Here is a 25,108-nt window from a genome sequence, read left to right as displayed (position 1 = left end):
TGGGTGCTCCTTTCGATGTCAAGGGTGTCGAGGGCCGAGGCCGGCCAGCGCCTCGACGGGTGCGCCCCCCGTGGCCTGCGGGTTTTGCCAGCTGACCGCCGCTGGGATGGCAAGGTGAGGTCCATGGACAGGAAGCACGTCGAGGACTGGCTTGCCACCTACGAGCGGCTCTGGCGGACCCCGGGCACTGACGCACTGGTCACGCTCTTCACCGAGGACGCGAGCTATCAGCAGGGGCCGTACTGGACGCCCGTCGTCGGCCTGCCGGCCATCGCTCGGATGTGGGAGAAGCAGCGCGAGGGCCCCGACGAGGTGTTCCAGCTGACCACTGAGATCGTCGCGGTCGACAGTGACACCGCCGTGTCACGCCACGAGGTCCGCTACGGGGACCCGGTCGACAAGGAGTACCGCGACCTGTGGGTCATGCGGTTCGCTGACGACGGACGGTGCCGCTCATTCGAGGAGTGGCCGTTCTGGCCGGGACAGCAGCCCGCCGACCCGCCCGACGGTTCCTGACGGAAAGGTCGCGGCGGCGACGCCCCAGCCACCGAGGTAGGAGACCTGGCCGACACGCCGTCGGACCGGTCGCGCTACCTACAGTGAGCTGAGGCGTCACAGTGACGACGTCGACCCGTCAGACCGGCGCGGCCGGGCAGCTCGCGCCGGTCGGCGGTGTGGTTCTGGTGATGAAGTATCGCTCCACCTGACGACGTGTGCACTCGGTCCGTGGGTAGCTGGCGTGGCCCGACCCCTCGTAGGTGACGAGGTGGCCCCGGCTGCCGAGTTGGCGTACCACCCGTTGAGCCCCGTCGTACGGGGTGGCCGGGTCGTACCGCCCGTTGAGCACCAGCAGCGGCGCGCTCGTCCGGACCCGCAGTTGACGTTGTGGGTTGGTCGCCGTCCAGCCCAGGCAGATCGCGCCGAAGCGGACCGCCAACGGGGAGGCACGCAGGTGCGGCGCGGCGGCGCGGGACAGTTCGAGGTACCGGTTCCAGTCGGCGAAGCCGTCGACCGGCAGCGACCAGTCCTGGCAGAACGCCGGTAGCGCGTACTCGGTCAGGTCCTCGTCGCCGTCGACCGGCACCATCGGGGACGCGAGCGCGGCGGGCTCACCGCGCTCCAGCGCGAGCAGCATGTTCGCGAGATCGGCCCAGGTCGCGTCGAAGAAGTTGACGAATGTCGCGAACCCAAGCTCGAACCAGGTCAGCGGGGTGCCGGTTGCCGCGTCGACAAGTGTGCCGGCATCGGCACGGCGCATCAGCCGGTCGTAGAGCGCCGGCACGTCGCGTCCGTGCAGGGCGCAACCGGTGCTCCGCTCGCACCAGGTCACGAACTCGTGGAAGAGCGCCTCGTTACTGGCCGCCCCGCTGCGGAAAATTTCCCTGACCCCCTGGCTGTGGTCCATCACGCTGTCCATCACCAGTGCGCGGACACGGTCGGGGAACAGCTCGGCGTAGGACTGCCCGATCAGGGTCCCGTAGGACCACTGATAGAAGCTCAGCTGCCGTTCACCGAGTGCGGCCCGGATGGCGTCCGTGTCGCGCGCGACGCTCACACTGTCCAGGTGGTCGAACAGTGGGCCACTGTTGGCGCGGCAGTCGTCGCGCAACTGGCGGTTGTAGGTGCGGAGCCGCTCGAACTCCGTCGCGTTGGCGGGTGCCAGTGCGGGATGCCGGGCCAGCAGCGCGGACGAGCAGCGCACCGGTGCGCTGCGGACAGTGCCCCGAGGGTCGAAGCCGATGATGTCGAAGCGGCGCAGCACGTCCGGGCCGAGCTGGCTGTCGGCCGTCAGCGCCACGTCCACACCGGACAGGCCCGGACCGCCGGGGTTGAAGACCAGGGCGCCGATGCGGGCGGCCGGGTCGGTGGCGGTGCGCCGGGCCAGCGCCAGCGGGAAGGTTTCCCCTCCCGGGCGGGCCCAGTCGACCGGCAGGCGCAGGGTGCCGCACCGTGTGCCCGGATCGTCGGGTCGTTCCGGGCACGCCTGCCACTCGATCCGCCCGCTCCAACCGCCGGTGGTGTCCGCGCTGGCCGGCCCGGCGCCGCCGGCCGACGGCATGGTGCCCGCGAGCGACGGTGGGGCGTTGAGTGACAGGGCGACGAGGACCGCGACGGCGGCCGAGAGGCTGCCGAGGAGCCTCCGTCGTCGACGGTCAACCCCGCGGGGAGGCCGGAAGGTGGTTCTCTTCGTGGTGAACATTCGTCCAGCCTGCCGACGCCCGGTCCACGTCGGATCCACGCCGGTCCGCGGACGCTCGGCGCAGGGCGTTCACCGGTACGCCTCAAGCCGCTCGGACAGCACCGCGGCCTGTGGATGGCCGACCCGGTCGAGGATCGCCAAGGCCTGCCGCCACAGGTCGACCGAGGTGTCGTTGTCGCCCACCGCCTGATGGGTGTCGCCGAGGCGGACGAGTGTGTCAGCCCTCCCGCACGGGTCCTGGACGTCGGAATAGAGCGTGAGCGCGCGCCGGTAGCAGTCCACAGCGTTCGGGTGTTTTCCGAGGCCGTGATAGGCGAATCCGAGGCTGTCCCAGGTGTGGGCCGCGCCGAGCCGGTCCTCGGCCTCCTCGTAGAGCGCAAGTGCCCGCTCGCAGTAGGTGACGGCGCGGGAGTGCTCGTCCAGCCGCGCGTGGCTCCAGCCGAGCGCGTTGAGCGCCGCCGCCTCGCCGCGCCGGTCGTCGGTGCTGCTGGCCAGCGCCAGCGCCTGCCTGGCGTGCGGCAGTGCCGCCGCGGCGTCGCCCTCGATGTCCGACAGCCAGGCGAGGTGCAGGTGGGTGCTGGCCTGCCCCGGTTGGTCGCCGGCCTGGTCGTACCGGGCCATGGCGCGCTGGAGGTGATGGTGGGCCGCACCGAACTGGCGGTGCTGGATGTGGGCCAGCGCGAGGTCCCGGCGGGCCAGCGCCTCGGCCCGTGGATCACTGCGGCGCTGCGCGACAGTGACCGCGATGGTCTGCACGGTGGCCAGGTCGTGCCACTGCGAGAGCCGGCTGAGCAGGGGAGTGAGGGCCTGGGCGAGCTGCCCGGCGTGGGCGTCGAAGCTGTGCGCGACCGCGTCGTCGACGGCGGCCAGCAGCACCCGCTGTTCGATGGTGAACCAGGCCAGCGCGGCCCGGTGGTCGGCGAACGCCGACGGTGACGCGTCGGCGGGCAGGGGCGGCGGATCGAGCGGCTGCCAGCCGGGGTCGACCAGCCTCGCCGCGTCCCGGGCGACAACCAGGTAATGGTCGAGCACACGCCGGCGGGCGGCGCTACGGTCGGCCGGGCGGTCGAGCGCGTGCGTCAGCTCCTCCCCGTAGGCGCGGAGCAGATCGTGACAGCGGAAGCGGTTGGGGGACGGCTCGGCGAGCAGGTTCGCCCGGGTCAATTCGTCGAGGGCCGGCCGGATCAGGTGCGGTGGCGCCCCGGCGAGGCTGGCTGCCGCCGCCGCGCTGACGTCCGGGGCGGGGTGCAGGCTGATCTGCCGGAACAGTCGGGCCGCGTCCGCGCTGAGCAGTCGGTACGACCAGGAGAGGACAGTGCGCACGTCGGTGGCGGCATCGTCGGTGGTCAGGGCGGCGAGCCCGCCCCGGCTCGCCGCCAGATCGTCGGCGATGGCCTGGAGCGGAAACGTGGGCCGGGCGGCGGCTCGCGCGGCCACGATGGACAGTGCCAGGGGCAACCGCGCGGTACGTCTGACCAGCTCGTCCACCGCTGCCGGCTGGGCGGCGGCCCGCTGCGCACCCAGTCGACGGACGAGCAGTTGGCGCGCCTCGTCGTCGCTGGGCAGTTCCAGCGCGAGGGGATGGGCGCCATCGGTGGCGACCAGGCCGGGCAGGGTGTGGCGACTCGTCACGAGCACGCCGCAACGGGTCGACCCCGGAAGCAGCGGCCGCACCTGTTCCGCGTCGCGGGCGTTGTCGAGCAGCACGAGCAGCCGCCGGTCTGCGGTCAGGCTGCGGTACAGGGCGAACTGGGCCGCCGGCTCCGCGGGGATCTCCAGGGGTTTCACACCCAGGGCGGGCAGAAGCGAGCGTACGACGACGGCCGAGGGCGACGCCTCCTGGGGCGTGGTGCCGAATCCACCCAGGTCGACGTGGAGCTGCCCGTCGGGGAAGTGATGCAGGTTGTCGTGCGCCCAGCGCAGCGCCAGCCAGCTTTTCCCGACGCCGCCCGTACCGGTGATGACGGCGGTGCTGGCCGGGCTGGAGTCACCGAGCAGCAGCGTGGTGAGCCGGGCCAGCTCCCCGGCCCGACCGGTGAACAACGTCGGCGGGGCCGGCAGTTGCCGGGGGACGATTCGGGGCGGGGTTCTTTCCGGTGGCGGCGGATCGGAGGTCAACAGCTCCCGCTCCGCCCGCAGGATGCGGGTGTGCAGGTGTTGGAGATCGGGACCGGGCTCGACTCCCACCTCCTCGGCGAGGAGGTGGCGGAGCTGCCGGTACGTCGCCAGCGCGTCGGCCCGTCGGCCGGTCCGTGCCAGGGCCACCATCAGTTGCCCCCATGGGCGCTCGCGCAGCGGATCGTCGTCGACCTGGCTCCGCAGCGGTTCGATCAGCTCGTGATGGCGTCCGGCGCGCAGCTGGAGGTCCGCTACCTCTTCCACCAGGCTCGACCGCTGCTCCTGCAGCCGCGCTCGGACGGAGAGCAACACCCCCCAGCCAGGGAGGCCCGCGAACGGTTCCCCACGCCAGAGCGCCAACGCGGCCTCGAACGACTCCTGGGCGGCTGACCAGTGACCCTGCCGAAGCGCGGAATACCCGCGCTGGGCCAGATCGTCGAAGGCCACGCTGTCCACCGTCAGCCCGTCCAGGGCGAGGCGGTAGCCGGTCGGCCCGGCGAGGATGGCGGGGTCGGGGAAGCCGGGTGAGCGCAGCGCCCGGCGCAACGCCCAGACATAGGTCTTCACGTTGCCGGCTGCCGTCTTCGGTGGGCGCCCCTGCCACAGCTCGTCGACGAGCTGGTCGATGGACCACCCGGTGCCCGGCTGCGACATGAGCACGGCCAGGAGGCGCACCTGCATCGGCGTGCCGAGGGCCAGCCGTTCCCCGCAGGCCGACCGGACCTCGACCGGCCCGAGCAGTTGGTACCGCGCCGCCGGTGGCGCCCCCGCGGGGTCCATCGCCTCATCGTAGGGGCCCGAATGGTTCCGGCTCATCGGCTGGACGGCCGCTGCCCACGCCCGCCTCCTGGTGTGCTGCGTCACGCAGGTGGGCATGGTCAGGACGTTGGGTGCCGCGGGGGTGGCTGCTAGAGTCGAGATTGTTGCGGCCGCAAATTTATCAGCGGCAAATACTTTGGGAAGGATGCCTCCGATGACCAAGCTCTCCGTCATCTACTACTCGTCCACCGGAACCCTCCACGCCATGGCCAAGCGCCTCGCCGAGGCTGGCGAGAAGGCGGGCGCCGAGGTGCGGCTGCGTCAGGTTCCGGAGCTCGCACCGGCCGAGGCCATCGCCTCCAACGCCGCCTGGAGCCAGCACTTCGACGCCACCAAGAACGAGCCGAAGGCGACCGCCGATGACGTCGTCTGGGCGGACGCGGTGCTGTTCGGCACGCCCACCCGTTACGGCAACGTCGCCAGCCAGCTCAAGCAGTTCATCGACACCCTCGGCCCGCAGTGGGCGCAGGGGCTGCTCGCCGACAAGGTGTACGCCGGCTTCACCGCGTCCATGACCGCGCACGGCGGCCAGGAGTCGACCCTTCTGGCGCTCTACAACACCGTCCACCACTTCGGCGGTCTGGTCGTCGCCCCGGGTTACACCGACCCGCTGAAGTTCGCCGACGGCAACCCGTACGGCGTCTCGCACGTCACCGGCGGAAGCAACGACGCCCCGCTGGGCGATGCCCAGTTCGCTGCCCTCGACCACATGGCCGAGCGCGTCGTCAAGATCGCCGGGAAGCTCAGCGCCTGATCGCGCTGGCGCCGTAACTGAGCACCGCGTCGACGCGGTGCTCGGCTGGGCGAGGGCCGGTCTCCCGCGAGGGGAGGCCGGCCCTCGGCGTCCTCACACCGCGATCGCCGCGATGACGGCAAGCGGCCGATGCTCGTCGGTGCCGGGTCGCCGGAGGCGTTCGACCTCCCGGAAGCCGGCCCGGCCGAGTCGCTCGGAGATCTCGTCGACCGGCCAGCGGTAGGCGGTCAGGACCTTGTGGTCGAAGGCGCCGACCTCATCGGCGTCGAAGACGCCCAGGACCAACCGTCCGGCCGGGCCCAGCACCCGCCGGAACTCCTTGAGCATGCCGTCGAACTCCGGCGGCGGAAGATGAATCAACGAGTACCAGGCCAGGATGCCGTTGATGGAGCCCTCGGCCACGTCAAGGGATTCCATCGAACCGATGTGGAACTCGACGCCCGGGTGGGACGCCCGCGCATGCGCAATGAACTCGGGGACCAGGTCGATCCCCATCGCGTCGACGCCCAGCTCGCAGAGGTAACCGGTGAGGTGGCCGGGCCCACACCCCAGATCGAGCACCCGGCCGGGCCGGCTGCCCAGGTGTCGTCTGATGAGGGCGAGGTCGTCGGTGTCCACCTGCTGGCCCGTGCCGAACATCTCGATGTAGAGCTTCGCGACGGACGTGTAAGCCTGTCGCACCGTGTCCGTTTCCATCGCGGCACTATACGGAACGCCGCCTCCGACGCCTCTGTCCCAGCTCGGCCTGGGTGCAAGGACGGCGTTTGCGCTCTGTGGCTAATGCGGTTAGCCTTTAGCTAATCACGTTAGCTGCGTTGGAGGGCGTCATGACCGAACACCTGAGCATTGCCGGCAACACCATCGCCTACGAGGTGACCGGGCAGGGCCCACTGGTCGTCCTGGCACACGGCATGGGCGACAGCCGGCACTCCTACCGGTTCCTCGCGCCGGCCCTTGCCGCGGCCGGATACCGGGTCGCCAACGTCGACATCCGCGGCTGCGGCGACTCCAGCCTCGGCTGGGACGGCTACAGCCGCACCGACATCGCGGGTGATCTCGTCGCCGTCGTGCGCCACCTCGGCGGACCGGCCGTGATCATCGGGCAATCGATCAGCGGCGGTGCGGCGACCATCGCGGCCGCCACCGCGCCCGAGCTGATCGTCGGCGTCATCGAGCTGGCGCCGTTCACCCGCGCACAGTCCTTCGACCTTGGCGGGTTGCTGCGGGTGAAGCGTTTCCGGGCCGGCTTCACCCAACTGGCGCAGGTCCTCCTGCGTGGAAGCCTGGCGAACTGGCGCAGGTACCTCGACCTGGCGATCCCCACAAAGCCCGCCGACTGGCACAGCGAGCTGGCGCGCATCGAGGTCAAGATGAGTGAGCCAGGCCGGATGAAGGTCCTCCAGGCCATGGCCAAGACCAGCCCGGCCGACGCCGGTCGGCAACTGTCCAAGGTCACCTCTCCGGTCCTCGTGATCCAGGGCAGCGCCGACCCCGACTGGGCCGACCCGCGAGCCGAGGGCGAGCGCATCATCGCCGACCTGCCGCGAGGGCTCGGCGACCTGGCTGTCATCGAGGGCGTCGGCCACTACCCGCACGTCGAGACGCCCGACGAGGTCCTCTCCCTGGCCCTGCCCTTCCTCGCCCGGACGCTGACCAGTGCCTAAGGCCCGGCTCACCCCGGCATCGGTCACCGAGGCCGCAGCCGCGCTGGTCGACGAGGTCGGCTTCGACAACCTCAGCATGGGTCTGCTCGCCGAACGGCTCGGGGTCAAGACCCCCTCGCTCTACAAGCACGTCACCAGCCAGGCCGAGCTGGCGCACCGGATCGCCGTCCTGGCCATGACCGAGGCCGGCGACACCATCCGCGACGCCATCCAGGGCCGGTCCGGCAGCGATGCCCTCGCCGTCGGCGCGCAGGCGATGCGGACGTACGTGCGGGAACACCCCGGCCGGTACGCGGCCGCCAACGCCACCCGTCCGACCGGCCCCGACGACCCGTTCATCCCGGCCAGCGAGCGGGTGCTCGCCTCCTGGGCGGCCATGCTGAGCGGATACGGCCTGGATCCCGGCCAGGAGATCCACGCCATGCGGACGCTGCGCAGCGTCCTGCACGGCTTCGCCACGCTGGAGGTGGCCGGTGGATTCCAGATCGACGCGTCCGTTGACGAGAGCTTCACCTGGCTGATCAACTTCATCGACCAGGGCCTTCGCGCCGGCACCGCCAGCGGCGGCGACGCCGCCCGCTGACACCCTGTCGCCGCGACCCGCACCGGCTGCCTCGCCGTGCGGTGCCTACCCCTGGCAGGGAGTGGTTGGGGCCGGCAGGGCTCGCGATACTTCGAGTCATGAACGCGAGAGGACAGCTCGGCGAATTCCTCCAGGCCCGGCGCTCCCAGCTGCGGCCGGAGGACACCGGCGTGGCGACGTACGGTGAGCGGCGTCGCGTTCGAGGGCTGCGCCGGGAGGAGTTGGCACTGCTGGCCGGGGTGAGCGTTTCGTACTACACCCGGTTGGAGCAGGGGCAGGCCGTGAACGCCTCACCGGAGGTTCTCGACGCGCTTGCCCGGGCACTGCGCCTCGACGACGCGGAACGCCGCCATCTGGGCGAGCTGGCGGCCGGCACCCGCCGTCGGCCGACCGTACGTCGCCCGGCCCCGGAGCGGGTGAGCCCGGCGGTACGCCAGCTCATCGCGACGCTCGGTGACGTACCCGTTGTGGTGCTCGGTCGTCGCGCCGACGTGCTTGCCTGGAACACCGCCGGTCATGCCCTGTTCGCCGGCCACCTGAACCCGGAGATCCCGGAGCGGCCGAACCAGTATCCGAACATGGCACGGCTGGTGTTCCTGGACGCGCACACCCGCGACCTGTACGCGGACTGGCCTGCCAAGGCCCGCGCGGTGGTGGCGACGTTGCGGATGGCTTCCGGGCAGCACCCGGACGACCCGCTGATGGCCGCGTTGGTCGGTGAGCTGACGGTGCGGAGTCCGCAGTTCGCCGCCCTGTGGGCCGACCACCGGGTGAAGGCCGGTGGCGACACCGTCTACCAGATGTGTCACCCACTGGTCGGTGCCATGGACGTGACGCAGCAGACCCTGCGTACCGAGGACGGCCAGAGCGTTGTCGTCGCCACCACCGAGCCCGGCTCGGCATCCCACGCCGCGATGACGTTGCTCGTGCACGGCGCCGTCACCACCCGTGCCGGTGCTCAGCACCCGCTCGTCAGGCGCGAGTAGCACCGTCCCCATTGGTTCGACACGAGGCGCTCCGCAAGGAGCGCCGGACCCGTCGCGCCCTTTTCCAGCCCACCGATGTGAAGTAAGGACAGAAATGCGCAAGAGAACGATGACAGTCGCAGTCGCTGTCGCGGTAGCGGGGTTCGGCGTCGTGGCGGTCGTACCGTCAAGCGCCGCGCCGGCCACTACCGCGTCGGCTCTCACCGTCGGGTCGATCCGAGCGTCGGCAGCACCGGCGCCCGCGCGGATCGCGGTCCACTTCGACCTGGCGAAGGGGCAGTTGCCGGAGAACGTCGCGCTCGGCCCGGACGGCACCGCCTACGTCACCTTCGCCGCCGCCCGACAGGTCGCAGCGGTCAGCCCGTCCGGCGAGACGCGGGTCCTGGCAACGCTGCCGGCCCCGGCCGATGGCGGCGTCAACACGCCGGTGCTCGCGTTCGCGCTGACCACGGGCATCGTCCGAATGAATGACGGGACCCTCTACGTCCTCTATGCGAGCGGCGATGCCGCCACCACGGGGCTGTACCGGCTGCGTCCCGGCGGGTCCCCGCACCGCATCGCGGCCCTGCCGGCCGACGGGCTCCCCAACGGCCTGGCGTTCGAGGCGGAGACGAAGAGGTTCTACCTCACGGACTCGGTGCTCGGCACGATCTCGACAGTTCCCCTGAAAGGCGGCCGTGCCGAGGTGTGGTCCTCGGCGCCGGAGCTCGCCGCGGCGGGCTTCCTCGGTGCCAACGGCATCAAGGTACGCGCCGGCGCGGTCTGGGCGACCAACCTCGACCAGGGCACGCTGCTGCGCATTCCGTTGCGGCACGGCCGACCTGGGCCGGTCCGGGTGGCGGCGACCGGTCTGGTCGGCATCGACGACTTCGCCTTCGTCGGTGCCGGTGACCACCAGGTCATCGCCACACTGAACGGACCGAACGCGGTGGTGAGCATCGACGCGGCCGGCCGTTCCCGGACGCTGATGACCGCCGCCGACGGGTTGCAGAACCCGACCTCGGTGGCCGTGCGCGGTCGCACCGTCTACGTGCTCAGCGCCGCGTACAGCACCGGAATCGACCCGAACCTGGCGGTGGCCACCCTGCCGCTCCGCTGAGCCGTCCCCGCCCGGGGGATCCCCATCAGTCAGTGGGGCGGTTCGCTCGATGCTGAACGCTCGGGTCGCCTGCCACAGTCGACAACTGTGGCAGGCGACCCGAGCGCTCCCGGCCAGCGGGGGAGGAGCGTGGCGGTCACGGCGCGGCCCGGAGGTGCGGCCGCTCGCTTGCCGACCCTTCGGGCCTGCTCGGGCGTCGCTGGCCGAGGTGGAAGGCAGCCGCCGCGGCCAGCGCGGTCACGACGATCAGCGCGGCGAAGGCCGGGTGCATGTCCCTGGACAGGCTCGGGGCGCGGTCGGGCCCGATGGCCCAGAGGATCAGCGGGGCAGCGTAGGCGGTGGCGAGAGCGATCGTCCAGCGGCGTGGTCCGTGGAGGCGGGCGTGCCGCAGGCTGACGGTCAGCGCAAGGACGACCGGGACGAGGGCCAGCATGGCGAACTGGCCGACGACCAGGATGGGGACCGCCCAGATCGAGATGATGACGGTCCGCTCGACGCGCCGGGAAGGCGAGGTGGGGGGCATTGTCGTCGCCGTCATCGGGTCGGGTTGGTGTTCGCGGGACGCCACGCCAACCAGCCGCGGCACAGCACGTAGGCAGCCGCGACGACGGCGACGAGCCCGAAGTCGATGATGGCCGACAGGCGTGCCTCGGGGACGTCTCCGATCGACGCGCCGAACACGACGAGCGCGGCCTTGCCGACGAGCACGATCTCCCAGACGCCGGCCGCCTGACGGGGCCTGGCCGCGAGCAGGGCGAAGAGCGCCGTGAAGATGCCGAAGCTGGAGACTCGCCAGCCTTCGATGAACAGGCGGTCGTCGCTGGCGTTGATGGTCAGGAGTACGCCGTTGACGAACGCGACGCCGGTGGCGACGGCTGCGAGGGCTGCCAGCCCACGGCCGGCGAGGTCGGCGTGGTGGGTGGGGGCGGCGTTGTCGATTCGGGTAGCAGTGGCGGTGGCCATGCTCAGCCTCCATCTCTAGAAACGGCTGTGAACTTACAGGCGTTAACTTACGCGCTCGCCTAACGCATGTAAAGTCATGTGGTGACCACACCGAGAACGCGGGTCCGCAACAAGCGCGGCGAAGGTGCCCAACTGCGCGACGAGATCGTCGATGCCGCGATGGCGCTCCTGGAGGATGGCTCCCCGCAGAACGTGACACTGCGGGGGATCGCCCGGCGGGCCGGCATCTCCGCACCGTCGATCTATCCGCACTTCCCGGACCTGGATTCGATACTGCTCGCTGTCGCACAACGCGCGTTCGGCGTCCTGGAGCAGGAGTTGGGCGCACCGAATGAGACGGATCCGGTCGAGCGCCTGCGCGCGATCTGCGTGGCCTACCTGACGTTCGCCGAACGCCGGCCCCATCAGTACCGGGTGATGTTCGGTGCCGTCTGGGATGCCGGGCAGGCCCTTGAGCGGGCCCCGGCCATGGCCGACGAACTCGCCGTGCTCGGCATGGGAGCCTTCGAGGTCTTCCGGCGTACGCTCGCCGACTGCGTTGCGGCGGGACGGTCGACCAGCACGGACCCCTTCGGCGACGCGACGGCGCTCTGGGTCGGGCTGCACGGATTCGCCCAGCTCCAGGTGGCGACGCCGTTGTTCCCCTGGCCGCCGGGGCTGCGCGACTCCATCATCGACCGGATGGCGCTGCTGCGCTGAGCGGCCGATCAGGCGTACGCCAGCAGGAAGTCGACGGTGCCCGTACCGCCGGGTTGACCGGCTGGGACGGGCAGGCCCGGCTCGCTGTTCAGGACGTAGAACCCGCCGCCGCCGATCAGGCGGGGCGTCACGGCCAGCATCTGCGCGGCCATGGCCGCTCCGGTCGGCCGCACGACGCTGTCCAGCAGGAGCCGGAAGAGGTTTCCGTTCAGGTTCGCGACGTGCAGAACCCGGTACGAGCGCGGGGCGGGCAGGCCGGTGCTCGTCAGGCCCCAGATCGGCACGATCTGGTTGCGCCACCGGGCCGGGTCGTTGCTGATCGCGCTGTCGTGGTTGTTCAGCTGCGTCTGGATCCCCGAGTGGATCCCGGCCAGGTGGATGTGGAGCTGGTCCTGCTGACGGATCGTGGGGTCGGCCGAGTTGACGCCCAGCCCGAGGTGGGGATAGACGACGTGCCCCGGCTGCCCCGGCTGGGCGTTGTTCCAGGCGTCCAGCCAGTAGTTCGGCGCGTTGGCGGTGGTGATGAACGGACACTCGATGCCGCTGATCCGGCAACTGGGCACGAGCAGGAAGTCGTGGTTCGAGCCCGACCCGCCATTGAGGATGACGTACGTGGAAGTGGTCCGCAGGCACTGGGGGAATGGCGGGCCCGTCTTTGTGCCCTCGCAGACCTGGACCCGGTCCCACAGGTCGTACCTGCCGCCGGTGTCGGTGGGGTAGCCGCACAGGGCCGAGGGTGTGGGGCAGACCGCTGCGCCGGGGTCGCCGGGTGTCGAGGGGGACGGCGCGGGGGTCGGGCCGCCGTCGGCCAACGCCCGGTCCGTACCGACCAGTCCCAGCAGTCCAGTGGCGCCGGCGGTCCCGGAGAGTCTGACGAACTGACGCCGTGGCATTCCGCCCATCGTCACCCTCCGTGGTTTGCCGTGCCGAGGCGAACATGAACGTGTCGAGATTAGGGCGATAGCCGGCATTCGACGCAACGGCCGGCGAACGGGTCGCCTGATCGTGTCGCTGTCGTGCGACGATTTCCGCGTGGCAGAGACTGCGGCGACGTTGACCGAGATCCGTACCCGGATCGACGAGCTGGATCGGGAACTGGTCGGCCTGCTCGCCCGACGGGAAGCGCTGGTTCGGCAGGCCGCCCCGCTCAAGAGCGACGGCCAGGCGGTCCGTGCGCCGGACCGGGTGGCGCAGGTGGTGGCCCGGGTCCGCACGTTGGCCAGCGAGGCCGGCGCGGACCCGGATCTGATCGAGCGGATCTACCGGGGCATGATCCAGGCCTTCATCGACATGGAGACCGACGAGCACCACCGCATCATCGGCGGGTCGGCGCCGACGGCGCGGTGATCGCCCGGGACGTGCGCGTTCAGATGGCGGGGCTGCTCCCACCGTCCGCGCTCGCCAAGGCGGGCGGCGCGTAGCCGAGCTCGTACGAGATCTTGTTGGCGGTCTCCAGGAGCAGCGGAAGATTGCTCTTGAGTTGGTCGAGGCTTGCGATGACCTCGATCGCCGTGATCGAGGCGGCGGCGATGACCTGCCCCCGTGAATCCCTGATCGGCGCGGCCACGCACATCACGTACGCGTCGTGCTCGCCGTTGTCCACGGCCCAGCCGCACCCGTTGATGCGGGCGAGTTCGGCTTCCAGGGAGTCGTGGTCGGTGAAGGTGGTGTCGGTGAATTTCTCGAAGACGACGTGCGAGAGAAGGCGGTCGCGTTCCTGGCGGGGAAGGTAGGCCAGGATCGTCTTGCCCACAGCGCTCGCGTAGATGGACACCGCGCGTCCCACCCGCGAGGGGAGCTTGACGGCGTCGAAGGCCGGGCTGTCCACCTTGTCGATATAGATGATCTCGTCGCCGGTCAGTTGTGCCAGGTGTACGGTGTGGCCGGTCGCGCGTTGCAGCGCACGCAGGTGTGCGGCCGCGGGCTGGCGGAGGTCCATCGAGCCGAGCGCGAGCTCGGACAACTCGATCAGGCCGCTGCCGAGCACGTAGGTGCCCGCGCCCGTCCGGCGGACGAAGCGCGCGGACTCCAGTGTCTGCAGGATGCGCAGGGCTGTGGACTTGTGGACGCCGAGCACGTCCGCAGCCTCCGTAAGGGACAGCGGGTGCTCCGCGGATCGACGGATGAGGTCGATCGCGCGGCGGATTGATTGCGCCAAGGCTGTGTCTCCCCTCGCGCGACGGGCCTGCCGTCGCTGTCATTGCACATGATGCAACATAGATGACGCGATGCGCAATCGCCACTTGACACCGTTGCACATGACGCTACGATCGTTGCAATTTCATCGGCTTGACGCCAACTCGTAACAGTGGAGTAACGATGGGTAATAAGCGCGCTCATTTCGGCATCGCCAGTGCAACCTGTGCCCTCGGTTTGGTCGCCACCCTCCTGACCGGTTGCGGCTCGGGCGGCGATTCCGGCGACGGCGTCACCAAACTGACCTTCGCCGCCTCGACCTTCGGCGACCCGGGCCGCGGGCCCCTGTTGACGAAGTGGCTCGACGAGTTCAACCAGAGCCAGAGCAAGGTCCAGGTGTCCGCCGCCGCGGTGCCGTACCCGACCTTCGGCCAGACCGTGCTCACGCAGATGGGCAGCGGCAAGGGCCCCGACCTGGTCCGCTTCGACATGCCCGAGTTCGAGGCGGCCTCCGACGCCGGCCTCATCGCGCCGCTGGACAAGGTGATCGACGCCAGCAAGTACGACCTGCTCAAGCAGCCGGACCAGTTCATGGTTCACGACGGTGTCCGGCACGGAGTCATCTTCGAAGCGTCGAACTACGCGATGTTCTACAACGCGGACCTGATCCCGACGCCGCCGAGCACCTACGAGCAGTTCACCTCCACCGCGAAGTCGCTGACCAAGGGCGATGTCTTCGGCCTGGCGTTCCGTCAGACGGAGGCCGAGGAGGCCGGCGTCTGGCAGGACATCTTCAACTACGTCTACGGCTTCGGCGGGGCGTGGTCCGACGGCAAGAACCTGACCATCAACTCCGCGGAGAACCTCAAGGGCCTGCAGGCGTTCAAGGACCTGTACGACGCGAACGTGATTCCGCGCGGAGCGGACGCGGCCACCTTCCGGCGGATGTTCGCCGAGGGCAAGGTCGGGATGGAGCTCAACAACGGCGGCTACGTGACCGCCACCCGCGGCCAGAACGCCAAGCTGAACTTCAACGTCGCGCCCATCCCGTTCCCGGTCCGCAAGCAGGGCGCGATCCTCGCACCGATCGTGATCAACGAGGCGAGCGAGGGCAAGGACGAGGCCGGCACCTTCATCAAGTGGGCGCTGGAGCCGCAGAACCAGGTCAAGCTGCAGGAGATCCTCGGCGCGAGCAGCGTGGCCACCACCACGCAGCGCAGCGCGGAGGCGCTCAAGGCGACCCCGTTCCTGCCCGTCTTCGACGGACTCACCGAGACCAGCCTGCCGCAGATCGTGCTGGGATTCGAGGCCAAGACGCCGGACATCCGCAAGGTGGTCGTGCAGAACGTGGTCGCGGCACTGCAGGGCAAGGCCGACCTCAAGTCGGCACTGGATCGCGCCCAGCAGCAGGCGAGCGAACTGGTCCGCTGACCGCTCGACACGGCGACGCTGCCGGCGCAACGATCCGTGCGCCGGCAGCGTCCTTCCCCCAGAAGGATCGAACCCGATGACTGTGGTCGAGCAGACCGGAGCACCGAAGACAACATCCCCAGGCCGGCCCCGGCGTCGGCCCAGCCCGTTGGGCAGCAAGTGGACGCCGTACCTCTTCCTGGCTCCCGCCGCCCTGTTCATCCTCGTCTTCCAGGCGGTACCCCTCGTTCAGGAGGTGTACCTCAGCTTCACCAGGACGAGGCTGCTCAACCCCACCCGCAGCGAGTGGGTCGGGCTCGACAACTTCAAACGGATCTTCGGTGACCCCGAGTTCCACAGCACCCTGCTGATCACCGTCGTCTACGTGATCACCTGTGTGGTCGTCGCGATCGGCGCCGGGCTTGCCGTCGCGCTCCTGCTCAACAAGAAGTTTCGCGGCCGTGGCGTGGCACGGGCACTGGTGACGGTCCCCTGGGCGGCTCCGGGCATCGCGGTCGCGCTCATCGCCACCTGGATGCTCAACGCGCAGTACGGCATCGTGAACCGCTTCCTCGACGCGGTAGGGCTCGGCGTCCCCGGGGGCGCCATCCTGGACAGCTCGCGCTACGCGCTCCCCGCGGTGCTCGCCACGACCATCTGGCAGTTGTTCCCGTTCACCTCCGTGGTGCTGCTCTCCGCCCTGCAGTCCGTTCCGCAGGACCTCAACGAGGCCGCGACGGTGGACGGCGCCGGACGGTGGGCCACCTTCCGGGCGGTCACCTGGCAGGTCATCAAGCCGACGGTGGGCCTGCTGGCCCTGCTGATGACGATCTGGTCGCTGCGGCGGTTCGAGCTGATCTGGCTGATGACCAAGGGCGGGCCGGTGGGCGCCACCGAGACGCTGGTCATCGACCTCTACTCGCAGGCGTTCGACTCGAAGGAACTCGGATCGGCGGCGGCCATCGGAATGGTCGGCGTCGTCATCTCGCTCATCGTCATCATCGGCAGCCGCCTGGTCGCCCGTGCCGTGGAGAAGGGGGACGTCCGATGAGACGCTTCCGATTCGGTGTCACCGCACGGATCGTCGCCGTGCTCGTCGTGCTGGGCGTCGCGGTGTTCCCGCTGTACTGGATGTTCGTCACCGCGCTGTCCAGCAACAGCGACCTCTTCGCCGATCAACCCCGGCTCACGCCCGACCTCGGCCAGTTTGGGGTCTTCGTGGACGCGCTCGCCGAGGGCAAGGCGGCCGGGTGGCTGCTGAACAGCCTGATCATCGCCGTCGGCACCATGGTGCTCTCCGTCGGCCTGGGCATCCCGCTGGGCTACGCGCTGTCCCGGTTCTCGTTCTGGGGCAAGGCCGTGCTGACCGTCGTGCTGCTGTTCACGCAGATGCTTCCCGAGGCACTCATGGTCGTCCCGCTGTTCGCGCTGTTCCGCCGCTTCGAACTGCTCGACTCGCTGACCGGCCTCGTCCTGGTGAACTCCGCCTTCGTCCTGCCGATCGTCGCGCTGATCCTCAAGGGCGCCATCGACGGAATCCCGAAGGAGCTGGAGGAGGCCGCCCGCGCCGACGGCGCCCGGCCCTTCACCACCCTGACCCGCATCAACGTGCCGCTCATCGCGCCGTCGATCGCGGCCACCGCGGTCATCGCCTTCTTCCACGCCTGGAACGAGTACGTGTTCGCGGTGACGTTCATCTTCAACCCCGACCTGCAGCCCGCCTCCGTCGGCATCGCGAACTTCATCGGCGAACTGGGTACACCGATTCAGACGGTGATGGCTGTCGCCTTCCTGTTCACGCTGCCGGCCGTCGCCTTCTACCTGTTGGTGCAGAAGTACGTGGTGTCCGGCATGACCGCCGGTGCGGTGAAGGGTTGAGCCGGAAGATGAAGATCGTCTCTGTCGACACACTGGTCGTCGACTTCTACCGTACGAACCTCGTCATCGTGCGGGTCCACACCGACGAGGGGATCATCGGGCTCGGTGAGGCCACCCTGGAGGGCAAGGAACGTGCCGTCCAGGGCGCCATCGCCGAACTGGCCGAGGCCGTTGTGGGCCTGGACCCCACCAGCATTTCGAAGATCCTCTACGAGACCGCGCGGGACTGGTACTGGCGCGGCGGGCCGGTGATCATGACGGCGTTGAGTTCGCTGGAGATGGCCCTCTGGGACATCTCCGCGCGCGAGCTCGGCGTACCGGTCTCCCGGCTCCTCGGCGGCGCGACCCGCGACCGGGTCCGCGCGTACGCAAATGGTTGGTTTTCCGGTGCCGTCACGCCCGAGGACTACGCGGCCGCCGCGCGCCGGACGGTGCAGGCGGGTTTCCGGGGCCTCAAGTGGGACCCGTTCGAGAACTACGACATGACCATCACCACCGCCCAGTTGGACCGGGTGCTGGCCCAGATCGACGCCGTGCGTCAGGCGGTGGGCCGCGAGGTGGAGCTGTTCGTCGAGGGGCACGGCCGCTTCGACGTCCGCCACGCCATCAAGGTGGCGAAGGAGATCGCCCAGTTCGACCCGGTGTGGTTCGAGGAGCCCTGCCCACCGGACAACCTCGATGCGCTCGTCGACATCCGCCGCGCGTCGCCGGTGCCGATCGCCGCGGGGGAGCGGTGGTACGGGCGGCAGGGCTTCGCGCCGGCGCTGGCCCGCCAGGCGGTCGACTTCGTCCAGCCCGATGTGACGCACGCCGGTGGGATCGCCGAGCTGGCCTTCATCTCCACGCTCGCCGCGACCAGCTACGTGGGCTTCGCACCGCACAACCCGAGTGGTCCACTCAGCACTGCCGCGACGCTGCAACTCGGGGCCACGTTGCCCAACTTCCGGTACCTGGAGATCATGGCGACCGACGTGCCCTGGCGTCCCGAGATCACCAACGAGCGGCTGGTGCTGACCGACGACGGCGACATCCTCATCCCGACCGGGATCGGCCTGGGCATCGAGGTGGACCTCGCGGCGATCGAGCAGCATCCGTTCACACCGCACCCGCTGCGGATGTTCCAGGACGCCGTCTTCGACATCCGTCCCCGCGACGAGCGGTCCTTCTTCAACCTGGAGAGCGACTCATGACGCTGCCACGGCCCCGGGGGTCGGCCGCGGCCGCGGACTGGGTCGGCACCGCCGCCGAAGCGTTGCCGGACGATGCCGACAGCGTCCTCATCGGCCGGATCTGGGACCCGTCCGGCGGCGGCCCCTCCCCGGTGACCGTCCGCGACGGCGAGGTCATCGACATCAGCCACCGGTTCCCGACCGTCCGCGACATCTGCGAGCTACCCGATCCCGCCGCGACGGTGGCCGGGCTCGACGGGCCGAGGGTGGGTGACTTCGGGGAGATACTGGCCAACACGGGGGCCGCGACCCGGGACCATGGCCGGCCCTGGTTGCTCGCTCCGGTCGACCTCCAGGCGCTCAAGGCCGCGGGCGTGACCTTCCCGGTCTCCATGATCGAGCGGGTGATCGAGGAACGGGCGCGGGGAGACCTGGCACTGGCGGCGGACATCCGGCACCGCATGCTCGCCGACGTCGGTGTCGACCTGCACAGTCTGGAGGCGGGCTCGCCGGAGGCGGATCGGCTCAAGAGTCTGCTGGTCGCCGAGGGCATGTGGAGCCAGTACCTGGAGGTGGGCATCGGCCCGGACGCCGAGATCTTCACCAAGGGGCAGATCCTCTCCGCCGTCGGCACCGCCGTTCCGGTCGGCGTGCTTGCCGCGTCGACCTGGAACAACCCGGAACCCGAGGTCACGCTCATCGTCCAGTCCAGTGGCCGGATCGTCGGCGCCACCCTCGGCAACGACGTGAACCTGCGCGACATCGAGGGCCGCTCGGCGCTCCTGCTGCCCCTGGCGAAGGACAACAACGCCTCCTGTGCCCTCGGCCCCCTGATCCGGCTCTTCGACGACCGGTTCGGCATGGATCGGGTACGCGAACTCGAGGTGCGCCTGGAGGTTCGCGGCGTCGACGGCTTCCATCTGGAGGCGGTCTCGGAGATGACCCAGATGTCGCGCGATCCCGAGGAACTGGTCCGGCAGCTGATCGGGCCGCACCACCACTATCCCGACGGCGCCGCGCTGATGCTCGGCACCATGTTCGCGCCCATCCAGGACCGGGACCGCCCCGGCGAGGGTTTCACCCACAAGGTCGACGACGTGGTACGGATCAGCTGCCCGGCGCTCGGCACCCTGGTCAACCGGGTGCGGCACGCGGAGGAGTGCGAGCCCTGGCACTTCGGCGTCCGCGATCTGATGGGCAATCTGGTGAGGAGAGGACTGCTGTGAACGTGGTCATGACTGTCGATCCGCGCGACGGTGAGCGTCGCGCGACGGAGCTCACCGAGACCGACGAGTCTCGGCTGGAGGTGATCGCCGGTCAGGCGTCCCCGGCGGCGCAGTGGCTGGCCGCGCGCGGGAGGCTCGGCCGCGCGGAGTTGCTGGACGCGATCGCCGCGTCGCTGGAGTCCCGTCGGGTGGATCTGGTCGCTGCCGCCGAGGCGGAGACCGGGCTGAGTCATGCGCGGCTCGACGGGGAACTCACCCGGGCGGCCCTGCAGTTCCGGATGTTCGGCGAGGTGCTGCGCGACGGAGCGTACGTCGAGGCCACCATCGACCACGTTGCCGACACACCGCTCGGCCGCGGCCCGGATCTGCGGCGGATGCTCGTACCCCTCGGGCCGGTCGCCGTCTTCGGGGCCAGCAACTTCCCGTTCGCCTTCTCGGTCGCCGGCGGTGACACGGCCGCCGCGCTCGCCGCCGGGTGTCCGACGATCCTGAAGGCCCACCCGTCCCATCCGCTGACCTCGCACGCCTCCGCCGCTGCGATCGAGTCGGCCGTCCGCGACCTCGGCGGACCCGAGGGTGTCGTCGCGACCGTGTACGGGGAGCAGGCCGGTCGCGCGCTGGTGCGTCACCCGGCGATCCGCGCGGCCGCCCTCACCGGCTCGGTCAACGCCGCCCGTGCCATCCAGGCGGCCATCGACGAACGACCGGACCCCATTCCGCTGTACGCCGAACTGAGCAGTGTGAACCCGATCGTCGTCCTGCCCGACGCGGCCGCCGCCCGAGCGGACCAGATCGCCGAGGGGCTGTTCGGCTCCTTCACGAACTCGGGCGGGCAGTTGTGCACCAAGCCCGGCCTGGCGTTCGTTCCGTCGGACCCGGGTGGTGACGGCCTGGTCGAGGCGCTGCGGGCGAGAGTCGACGCGTCGGGCGGCACGGTCCTGCTCAACGAGCGCATCCGGGACGCGTACCAGAACCGGTCCACCGAGTTCGAGCGGGCCGGCGCCCGGGTGTCGGCGCGGCCCACTGTCGAACCCGGGGCGGGCTTCACAGTGGCCCCGACCCTCCTGGAGGTCGGCCTCGCCGGCCTGACCGCCGAGATCGCCGACGAGTGCTTCGGCCCGCTCCTGGTCGTGGTCCGCTACGACGACGTCGCCGACCTCGACGCCGCGCTGGCCACCGTCCCGCCGTCGCTGACCGGCTCGCTTCACAGTGGACCGGGCGACGACGCCGACGTGGTACGCCGACTGGTCGACGTGCTCGCCGCCCGCGCGGGTCGCATCGTCTTCGACGGCTACCCCACCGGTGTCCGGGTGTCGTGGGCCCAGCACCACGGTGGACCGTGGCCGTCGACAAACGCCGTGCACACGTCGGTCGGCGCCACGTCGATCCGACGGTTCCTCCGCCCGCTGGCGTGGCAGGACGCCCCGGCCTGGGTTCTCCCCGAGGAGTTGCGCGACGAGTACACCGCCATCTCCCGGCGAGTCGACGGGAGGTTGCAGCCAGCGGTCGAATAACTGCGTCTGCCGGTCTCTTCCGGGCGCGTTTCCGGGCCACCGGGAGCTGGCGCGCGAATTCCTTGACGACATTGACCCGACAGAGAATTCGCGCGCCAGTTTTACTGGTGCCGCTGGAGCGCGCCCGAATTGTTTGGACGCGATTATCCGTTCCGATTTCCGTCTTGACCGTCAATGCAATTCATGGTTCTCTTTTTGACAGGGAACGATGTTAGCGCTCGCATGGCTGCATCGCTCGTTACTGGTATCCCTTCACCTCACCATCGAATGGTCGGTCGGCCGCTCGGTGCGGTCTGACCACACGCCGAAGAGGGAGCAGGAACATGCCCGTCGCACCTCCCCGTCCCCCGCTGCCGGCACGGACACGCCGGCTGATGCTCGCGCTGCTCGCCGCCGTCACCGTGACGGCCGGAACGCTCGCCGCCCCGGCGGCCTCGGCGGCACCGCCCGCGCCGCTGGGCCCGACCGTCACCCGCACCGACAAACCCCCGACCGGGTACACAGTCACCTTCCGGTACCGGGCGCCCGCGGACGTCCAGCAGGTCCACGTCTACGGCGACTGGTTCTACTCCCGACCGGAGAACATCGCCTGCCAGGACTGCGGCGACGCGCGACCGCCCGCCGAGTGGCAACCCGGCGACGTCGCCGCCACCCCGTGGCACATCCAGGCCATGCGGAAGGGCCCGGACGGCGTCTGGACCTTCACCACTCCGCTGCCGGCCGGCACCTTCCGCTATGCGTTCACCCACGACTGCGCAAACGAGCTCGCCACCGGCTGTGCCCTGCACGACGACCCCGCCAACCGGTGGCAGATCCAGCCGCAGTACCCCGGGGCGCCCGGCGCGGTACGCAGCACGCTCTACGTCCCGGCCAGCCGGAAGTTCCCGACGTACGACACCGGTTACCAGGCGCCGGTGGCCACTGTCGGCCGGCCGGAGTCCCGGCGGTACACCTCACCGCTGTCGACCAACCCGGCGGGAGTCCACGACATCGTCGTCTACCTGCCGCACGGCTACGACCCCAACCGGGCCACGCCGTACCCGACCCTCTACCTGAGCCACGGCAGCGGTGACCACTCGACCGCCTGGACGATGCAGGGCGTGGCCCATCTCATCCTGGAGAACGCGATCAAGGACCGGGCGGCGCAGCCCATGGTGATCGTGTCCACCGACTTCAACGGCCTCCCCGGTGGCAACGAGGGCTACGTCGACGAGCTGCGGAACAACATCTTCCCGTTCGTCGAGCAGAACTACCGCGTCTCGACCCGGGCGCAGGACCGCGCGTTCGCCGGCTTCTCCGCAGGCGGCAGTCGGGCGTACACCATCATGTACAACCACACCGACCTGTTCGGCTACCACGCGGCCTGGAGCGCGGGCGGCCCAGCAGCCACCCAGGCCCAGGTCGACAGCATGAAGTCGGTGACCGGCGGCATCATGATCGGCACCGGGCTGCAGGACCGGCTCGGCAACATCGCCGAGAACTCGCAGCGCAACGCCGCCGCACTGCGGGCCGCCGGCGTCGAGCTGGACGAGTACAACGTGCCAGGCGTGCACACCTGGCACGTGTGGCGTCCGCTGCTGAACCACTACCTGCGCACCCTGACGTTCCGGGCCACCACCACCGACCTCGACGTCACCACGTCACCAACGGGCGGATCGCACCACACGTTGGTCGCCGCCACCGCCACGGTCGGCGCGGTCAGCACCAGCACGTCGGCACCCTCCGGCACCGTCGACTTCTACGCGGGTGACACGCACCTAGGGTCGGCCCCGGTGCACCACGGCGTCGCCCGGCTGAAGAAGACCGTCCATGGTGAGCTGAACGCGCCGGTGGTCGCCCGCTACCAGGGCGACAAGCTCTTCAACGACTCCCACAGCTCCCCGGTCGACGCCCGGTAACAACGGGCTCGACGCCGTACTCCCTGTGGTGGGGAAGCCCCGGCCGCGCACCCCTGGTGATTGCCAGGGTGTGCGCGGCCGGGGCACGTCCCGGTCCGCAGGGCCGGCGGTTCGTCAGCCGGTCACTGCGTCGTGTCGGTGGCGCTCAGTCGCAGCATGGTCCAGGACGCCGGCGCAAGAGTGAGCTGGACACTGGCGTCGGTGCCGCGTGCCGTGCCGTTGGGGCGCGGCACGGCGTGGTCCGGGCCGTCGGCCGTGTTCTTGGCGTGCAGGTCGTTGCCGCCGACGGTGACGCACTCGATGATGTGGCTGACCTGCGCGCCGGCGACGTCGATTGTCACCTCGGCCGGAGTGTCGAGGGCGCGGTTGACGAGGAAGACGGTCATCTCCCCGGTGGCGTCGTCCCAGGTGGAGACCGCGTCGACAGCGTCGACCTCACCGTAGCGGTCGGTGGTCGTCGTGCTGCCCTCGCGCAGCACGTCCAACACTGTGCCCTGAGCGTGCCGGGCGGTGCGGGCGAAGGGGTGGAAGATGGTCTGCCGCCAGGCCGAGCCGCCCGTCTCGGTCATGATCGGTGCGATGACGTTCACCAGTTGGGCCTGGCAGGCCGCGCTCACCCGGTCGCTGTGCCGGAGCAGGCTGATGAGCAGGCCGCCGACGACGACCGCGTCGGCCACGCTGTAGTGGTCCTCCAGCAGGGGCGGCGCGACAGGCCAGTCCTCGCCGCTCGGGGGCGTGGACGGGGCGGCGGACTGGTACCAGACGTTCCACTCGTCGAACGCGATCATGATCTTCTTGGTGGACCGGCGGATGGCTCCGACCGAGTCGGCGATGGCGGTGACGGCGTCGATGTACCTGTCCATGTCCTCGGCCGAGGCGAGGAAGCTGGCCAGGTCGTCGTCGACCGGCTGGTAGTACGCGTGCAGCGAGATCAGGTCGACGTCGTCGTACGCCTCGGTGAGTACGTCGCGCTCCCAGCTGCCGAAGGTCGGCATTCCGAGGTGTGAGGAGCCGCAGGCGACGAGTTCGAGATCGGGATCGAAGCGACGCATGGCCTTCGCGGTCTGCGCCGCGAGCCGCCCGTACTCGGTAGCGCTGCGCTGGCCCACCTGCCACGGGCCGTCCATCTCGTTGCCCAGACACCACAGCTTGATCCCGTACGGATCGACAGCGCCGTTGTCGCGGCGCTGGTCGGCGAGGTGGCTCCCACCGCGGTGATTGGCGTACTCGAGCAGGTCGACGGCCTCGGCGGTGCCACGGGTGCCGAGGTTGACCGCCATGATCGGATCCACGCCGGCCTTGCCGACCCATCGCATGAACTCGTCGAGCCCGAATGCGTTGGTCTCCAGGCTGTGCCAGGCGAGGTCGAGCCTCGCCGGTCGTTTGTCGACGGGGCCAACGCCGTCCTCCCAGCGGTAGGAGGAGACGAAGTTGCCGCCGGGATAGCGGACCGTGGTGACGCCCAACTCGCGCACCAGCTCAAGGACGTCGCCCCGGAAGCCGTCGGCGTCGGCCGTCGGGTGTCCCGGCTCGTAGATCCCGTTGTAGACGCAGCGACCCAGGTGCTCCACGAACGAGCCGAAGAGCCGACGCGGCACCGGTGCGACGCGTCGGCGGGGGTCCAGGGTCAGGCGCGCCGTGTTCACGACGTTCTCCGGCGCGCTGTCGTGGTGGGTGTTCAGGGCTGGCTCCCTTCGTGCGGGTCCGACGCGAAGGTCTGTGCCCGAGCGCCGGGACCGAGGGGTGGTGGAGGCGGTGTGAGCTCTGGACAACGTGATCGTCTTCGATTACGTTCTCGATCTATGTAAACGTTACCGATTACGTTTACGTAAGGGAACACGGCACCTGGATCAATGTCCGGCTGGCACGGCCCCACGGCCATGCCGCCCCAGCTGACCGGGTGTCCGCTTCCGCCCGCCTCGCCGCCACGCTTCCCTGGCGTCGTCCGCAGCGCGCGCCCAGACGCCGGCGGCGTGGTGACCGACGAGGCCG

At 70.1% G+C, this 25,108-nt stretch carries 23 protein-coding genes; 15 read left to right on the top strand and 8 right to left on the bottom strand.

Features of this window, described 5'->3' with window-relative positions; translation table 11 throughout:
* Nucleotides 1-123 precede the first annotated feature (123 nt).
* Nucleotides 124-516, top strand: coding sequence for a nuclear transport factor 2 family protein (locus AB0K35_RS02795; protein ID WP_238667850.1), 393 nt, complete (start codon nucleotides 124-126; stop codon nucleotides 514-516).
* Nucleotides 517-634: 118 nt separating this feature from the next.
* On the opposite strand, the gene AB0K35_RS02790 is transcribed toward AB0K35_RS02795, so the two are convergent.
* Together AB0K35_RS02790 and AB0K35_RS02785 are read right to left on the bottom strand one after the other, a co-directional pair.
* Nucleotides 635-2,200, bottom strand: a complete 1,566-nt coding sequence (locus tag AB0K35_RS02790; RefSeq protein ID WP_363883296.1) for an alpha/beta hydrolase — start codon at nucleotides 2,198-2,200, stop codon at nucleotides 635-637.
* A 69-nt stretch (nucleotides 2,201-2,269) separates the two neighbouring features.
* Nucleotides 2,270-5,098: a BTAD domain-containing putative transcriptional regulator gene (locus AB0K35_RS02785; protein WP_363883294.1), complete on the bottom strand. Its 2,829-nt coding sequence runs from the start codon at nucleotides 5,096-5,098 to the stop codon at nucleotides 2,270-2,272.
* 193 nt (nucleotides 5,099-5,291) lie between these two features.
* Here AB0K35_RS02785 and wrbA point away from each other — a divergent pair, with 193 nt between their 5' ends.
* A complete protein-coding gene (wrbA, locus tag AB0K35_RS02780; protein ID WP_196923813.1) occupies nucleotides 5,292-5,891 on the top strand; it encodes an NAD(P)H:quinone oxidoreductase in 600 nt (199 codons plus the stop codon).
* Nucleotides 5,892-5,984: 93 nt separating this feature from the next.
* Here wrbA and AB0K35_RS02775 read toward each other — a convergent pair whose 3' ends face one another.
* A complete protein-coding gene (locus tag AB0K35_RS02775; protein WP_363883292.1) occupies nucleotides 5,985-6,587 on the bottom strand; it encodes a class I SAM-dependent methyltransferase in 603 nt (200 codons plus the stop codon).
* Nucleotides 6,588-6,718: 131 nt separating this feature from the next.
* On the opposite strand from AB0K35_RS02775, the gene AB0K35_RS02770 reads away from it, so the two are divergent.
* From AB0K35_RS02770 to AB0K35_RS02755, 4 genes are all read left to right on the top strand, one after another.
* A complete protein-coding gene (locus AB0K35_RS02770; protein ID WP_363883290.1) occupies nucleotides 6,719-7,555 on the top strand; it encodes an alpha/beta hydrolase in 837 nt (278 codons plus the stop codon).
* A complete protein-coding gene (locus AB0K35_RS02765) occupies nucleotides 7,548-8,138 on the top strand; it encodes a TetR/AcrR family transcriptional regulator (protein WP_238667845.1) in 591 nt (196 codons plus the stop codon). The genes AB0K35_RS02770 and AB0K35_RS02765 overlap by 8 nt, the downstream gene beginning before the upstream one ends.
* 98 nt (nucleotides 8,139-8,236) lie before the next feature.
* Nucleotides 8,237-9,124 (top strand): helix-turn-helix transcriptional regulator, encoded by an 888-nt coding sequence (locus AB0K35_RS02760; RefSeq protein WP_363883288.1) that lies wholly within the window; start codon nucleotides 8,237-8,239, stop codon nucleotides 9,122-9,124.
* 94 nt (nucleotides 9,125-9,218) lie between these two features.
* On the top strand, nucleotides 9,219-10,223 hold the full coding sequence (locus AB0K35_RS02755; protein ID WP_363883286.1) for a hypothetical protein: 1,005 nt from the start codon (nucleotides 9,219-9,221) through the stop codon (nucleotides 10,221-10,223).
* Between the two features lie 136 nt (nucleotides 10,224-10,359).
* On the opposite strand, the gene AB0K35_RS02750 is transcribed toward AB0K35_RS02755, so the two are convergent.
* Both AB0K35_RS02750 and AB0K35_RS02745 read right to left on the bottom strand, forming a co-directional pair.
* Complete coding sequence (locus AB0K35_RS02750) at nucleotides 10,360-10,761, bottom strand: hypothetical protein (RefSeq protein WP_363883284.1); 402 nt, start codon at nucleotides 10,759-10,761, stop codon at nucleotides 10,360-10,362.
* Nucleotides 10,758-11,186 carry a hypothetical protein gene (locus AB0K35_RS02745; protein ID WP_363883282.1) on the bottom strand — a complete coding sequence of 143 codons (429 nt, stop codon included), beginning with the start codon at nucleotides 11,184-11,186 and terminating at the stop codon, nucleotides 10,758-10,760. Before AB0K35_RS02745 ends, AB0K35_RS02750 begins: the two co-directional genes overlap by 4 nt.
* A gap of 81 nt (nucleotides 11,187-11,267) precedes the next feature.
* Here AB0K35_RS02745 and AB0K35_RS02740 point away from each other — a divergent pair, with 81 nt between their 5' ends.
* Nucleotides 11,268-11,885: a TetR/AcrR family transcriptional regulator gene (locus AB0K35_RS02740; RefSeq protein ID WP_238667840.1), complete on the top strand. Its 618-nt coding sequence runs from the start codon at nucleotides 11,268-11,270 to the stop codon at nucleotides 11,883-11,885.
* Nucleotides 11,886-11,893: 8 nt separating this feature from the next.
* Here AB0K35_RS02740 and AB0K35_RS02735 read toward each other — a convergent pair whose 3' ends face one another.
* A complete protein-coding gene (locus tag AB0K35_RS02735) occupies nucleotides 11,894-12,778 on the bottom strand; it encodes a CDP-diacylglycerol diphosphatase (RefSeq protein ID WP_238667839.1) in 885 nt (294 codons plus the stop codon).
* A 139-nt stretch (nucleotides 12,779-12,917) separates the two neighbouring features.
* Between AB0K35_RS02735 and AB0K35_RS02730 the strand changes: the two genes are divergently transcribed.
* Nucleotides 12,918-13,232 carry a chorismate mutase gene (locus tag AB0K35_RS02730; RefSeq protein WP_238667838.1) on the top strand — a complete coding sequence of 105 codons (315 nt, stop codon included), beginning with the start codon at nucleotides 12,918-12,920 and terminating at the stop codon, nucleotides 13,230-13,232.
* Between the two features lie 19 nt (nucleotides 13,233-13,251).
* Here the strand turns inward: AB0K35_RS02730 and AB0K35_RS02725 are convergent, their stop codons facing one another.
* Nucleotides 13,252-14,043 carry an IclR family transcriptional regulator gene (locus AB0K35_RS02725; RefSeq protein ID WP_238667837.1) on the bottom strand — a complete coding sequence of 264 codons (792 nt, stop codon included), beginning with the start codon at nucleotides 14,041-14,043 and terminating at the stop codon, nucleotides 13,252-13,254.
* A gap of 131 nt (nucleotides 14,044-14,174) precedes the next feature.
* Between AB0K35_RS02725 and AB0K35_RS02720 the strand changes: the two genes are divergently transcribed.
* The 7 genes from AB0K35_RS02720 (at nucleotide 14,175) to AB0K35_RS02690 (ending at nucleotide 23,116) form a co-directional block, all read left to right on the top strand.
* The gene (locus tag AB0K35_RS02720) at nucleotides 14,175-15,452 is read left to right on the top strand and encodes a sugar ABC transporter substrate-binding protein (RefSeq protein ID WP_363883280.1); all 1,278 of its coding nucleotides are present in this window, start codon (nucleotides 14,175-14,177) and stop codon (nucleotides 15,450-15,452) included.
* Nucleotides 15,453-15,528: 76 nt separating this feature from the next.
* Nucleotides 15,529-16,482 (top strand): sugar ABC transporter permease, encoded by a 954-nt coding sequence (locus tag AB0K35_RS02715; RefSeq protein ID WP_238667835.1) that lies wholly within the window; start codon nucleotides 15,529-15,531, stop codon nucleotides 16,480-16,482.
* Nucleotides 16,479-17,309 (top strand): carbohydrate ABC transporter permease, encoded by an 831-nt coding sequence (locus AB0K35_RS02710; RefSeq protein WP_091399805.1) that lies wholly within the window; start codon nucleotides 16,479-16,481, stop codon nucleotides 17,307-17,309. The genes AB0K35_RS02715 and AB0K35_RS02710 overlap by 4 nt, the downstream gene beginning before the upstream one ends.
* An 8-nt stretch (nucleotides 17,310-17,317) precedes the next feature.
* Nucleotides 17,318-18,499 (top strand): mandelate racemase/muconate lactonizing enzyme family protein, encoded by a 1,182-nt coding sequence (locus AB0K35_RS02705; protein ID WP_238667834.1) that lies wholly within the window; start codon nucleotides 17,318-17,320, stop codon nucleotides 18,497-18,499.
* The gene (locus tag AB0K35_RS02700) at nucleotides 18,496-19,704 is read left to right on the top strand and encodes a fumarylacetoacetate hydrolase family protein (RefSeq protein WP_238667833.1); all 1,209 of its coding nucleotides are present in this window, start codon (nucleotides 18,496-18,498) and stop codon (nucleotides 19,702-19,704) included. The genes AB0K35_RS02705 and AB0K35_RS02700 overlap by 4 nt, the downstream gene beginning before the upstream one ends.
* Entirely contained in the window at nucleotides 19,701-21,218 is a 1,518-nt protein-coding gene (locus AB0K35_RS02695; RefSeq protein WP_238667832.1) for an aldehyde dehydrogenase (NADP(+)), read from the top strand. The genes AB0K35_RS02700 and AB0K35_RS02695 overlap by 4 nt, the downstream gene beginning before the upstream one ends.
* A 323-nt stretch (nucleotides 21,219-21,541) precedes the next feature.
* A complete protein-coding gene (locus tag AB0K35_RS02690) occupies nucleotides 21,542-23,116 on the top strand; it encodes an alpha/beta hydrolase-fold protein (protein WP_363883277.1) in 1,575 nt (524 codons plus the stop codon).
* A 122-nt stretch (nucleotides 23,117-23,238) separates the two neighbouring features.
* On the opposite strand, the gene AB0K35_RS02685 is transcribed toward AB0K35_RS02690, so the two are convergent.
* Nucleotides 23,239-24,762 carry an alpha-N-arabinofuranosidase gene (locus AB0K35_RS02685; RefSeq protein WP_363883275.1) on the bottom strand — a complete coding sequence of 508 codons (1,524 nt, stop codon included), beginning with the start codon at nucleotides 24,760-24,762 and terminating at the stop codon, nucleotides 23,239-23,241.
* Nucleotides 24,763-25,108: the final 346 nt, after the last annotated feature.

Source organism: Micromonospora sp. NPDC053740 (assembly GCF_040677775.1).
Lineage (GTDB): Bacteria > Actinomycetota > Actinomycetes > Mycobacteriales > Micromonosporaceae > Micromonospora > Micromonospora alfalfae.
Note: the sequence above shows the minus strand (reverse complement) of the source record. Positions and strands in the feature narration are given on the sequence as shown.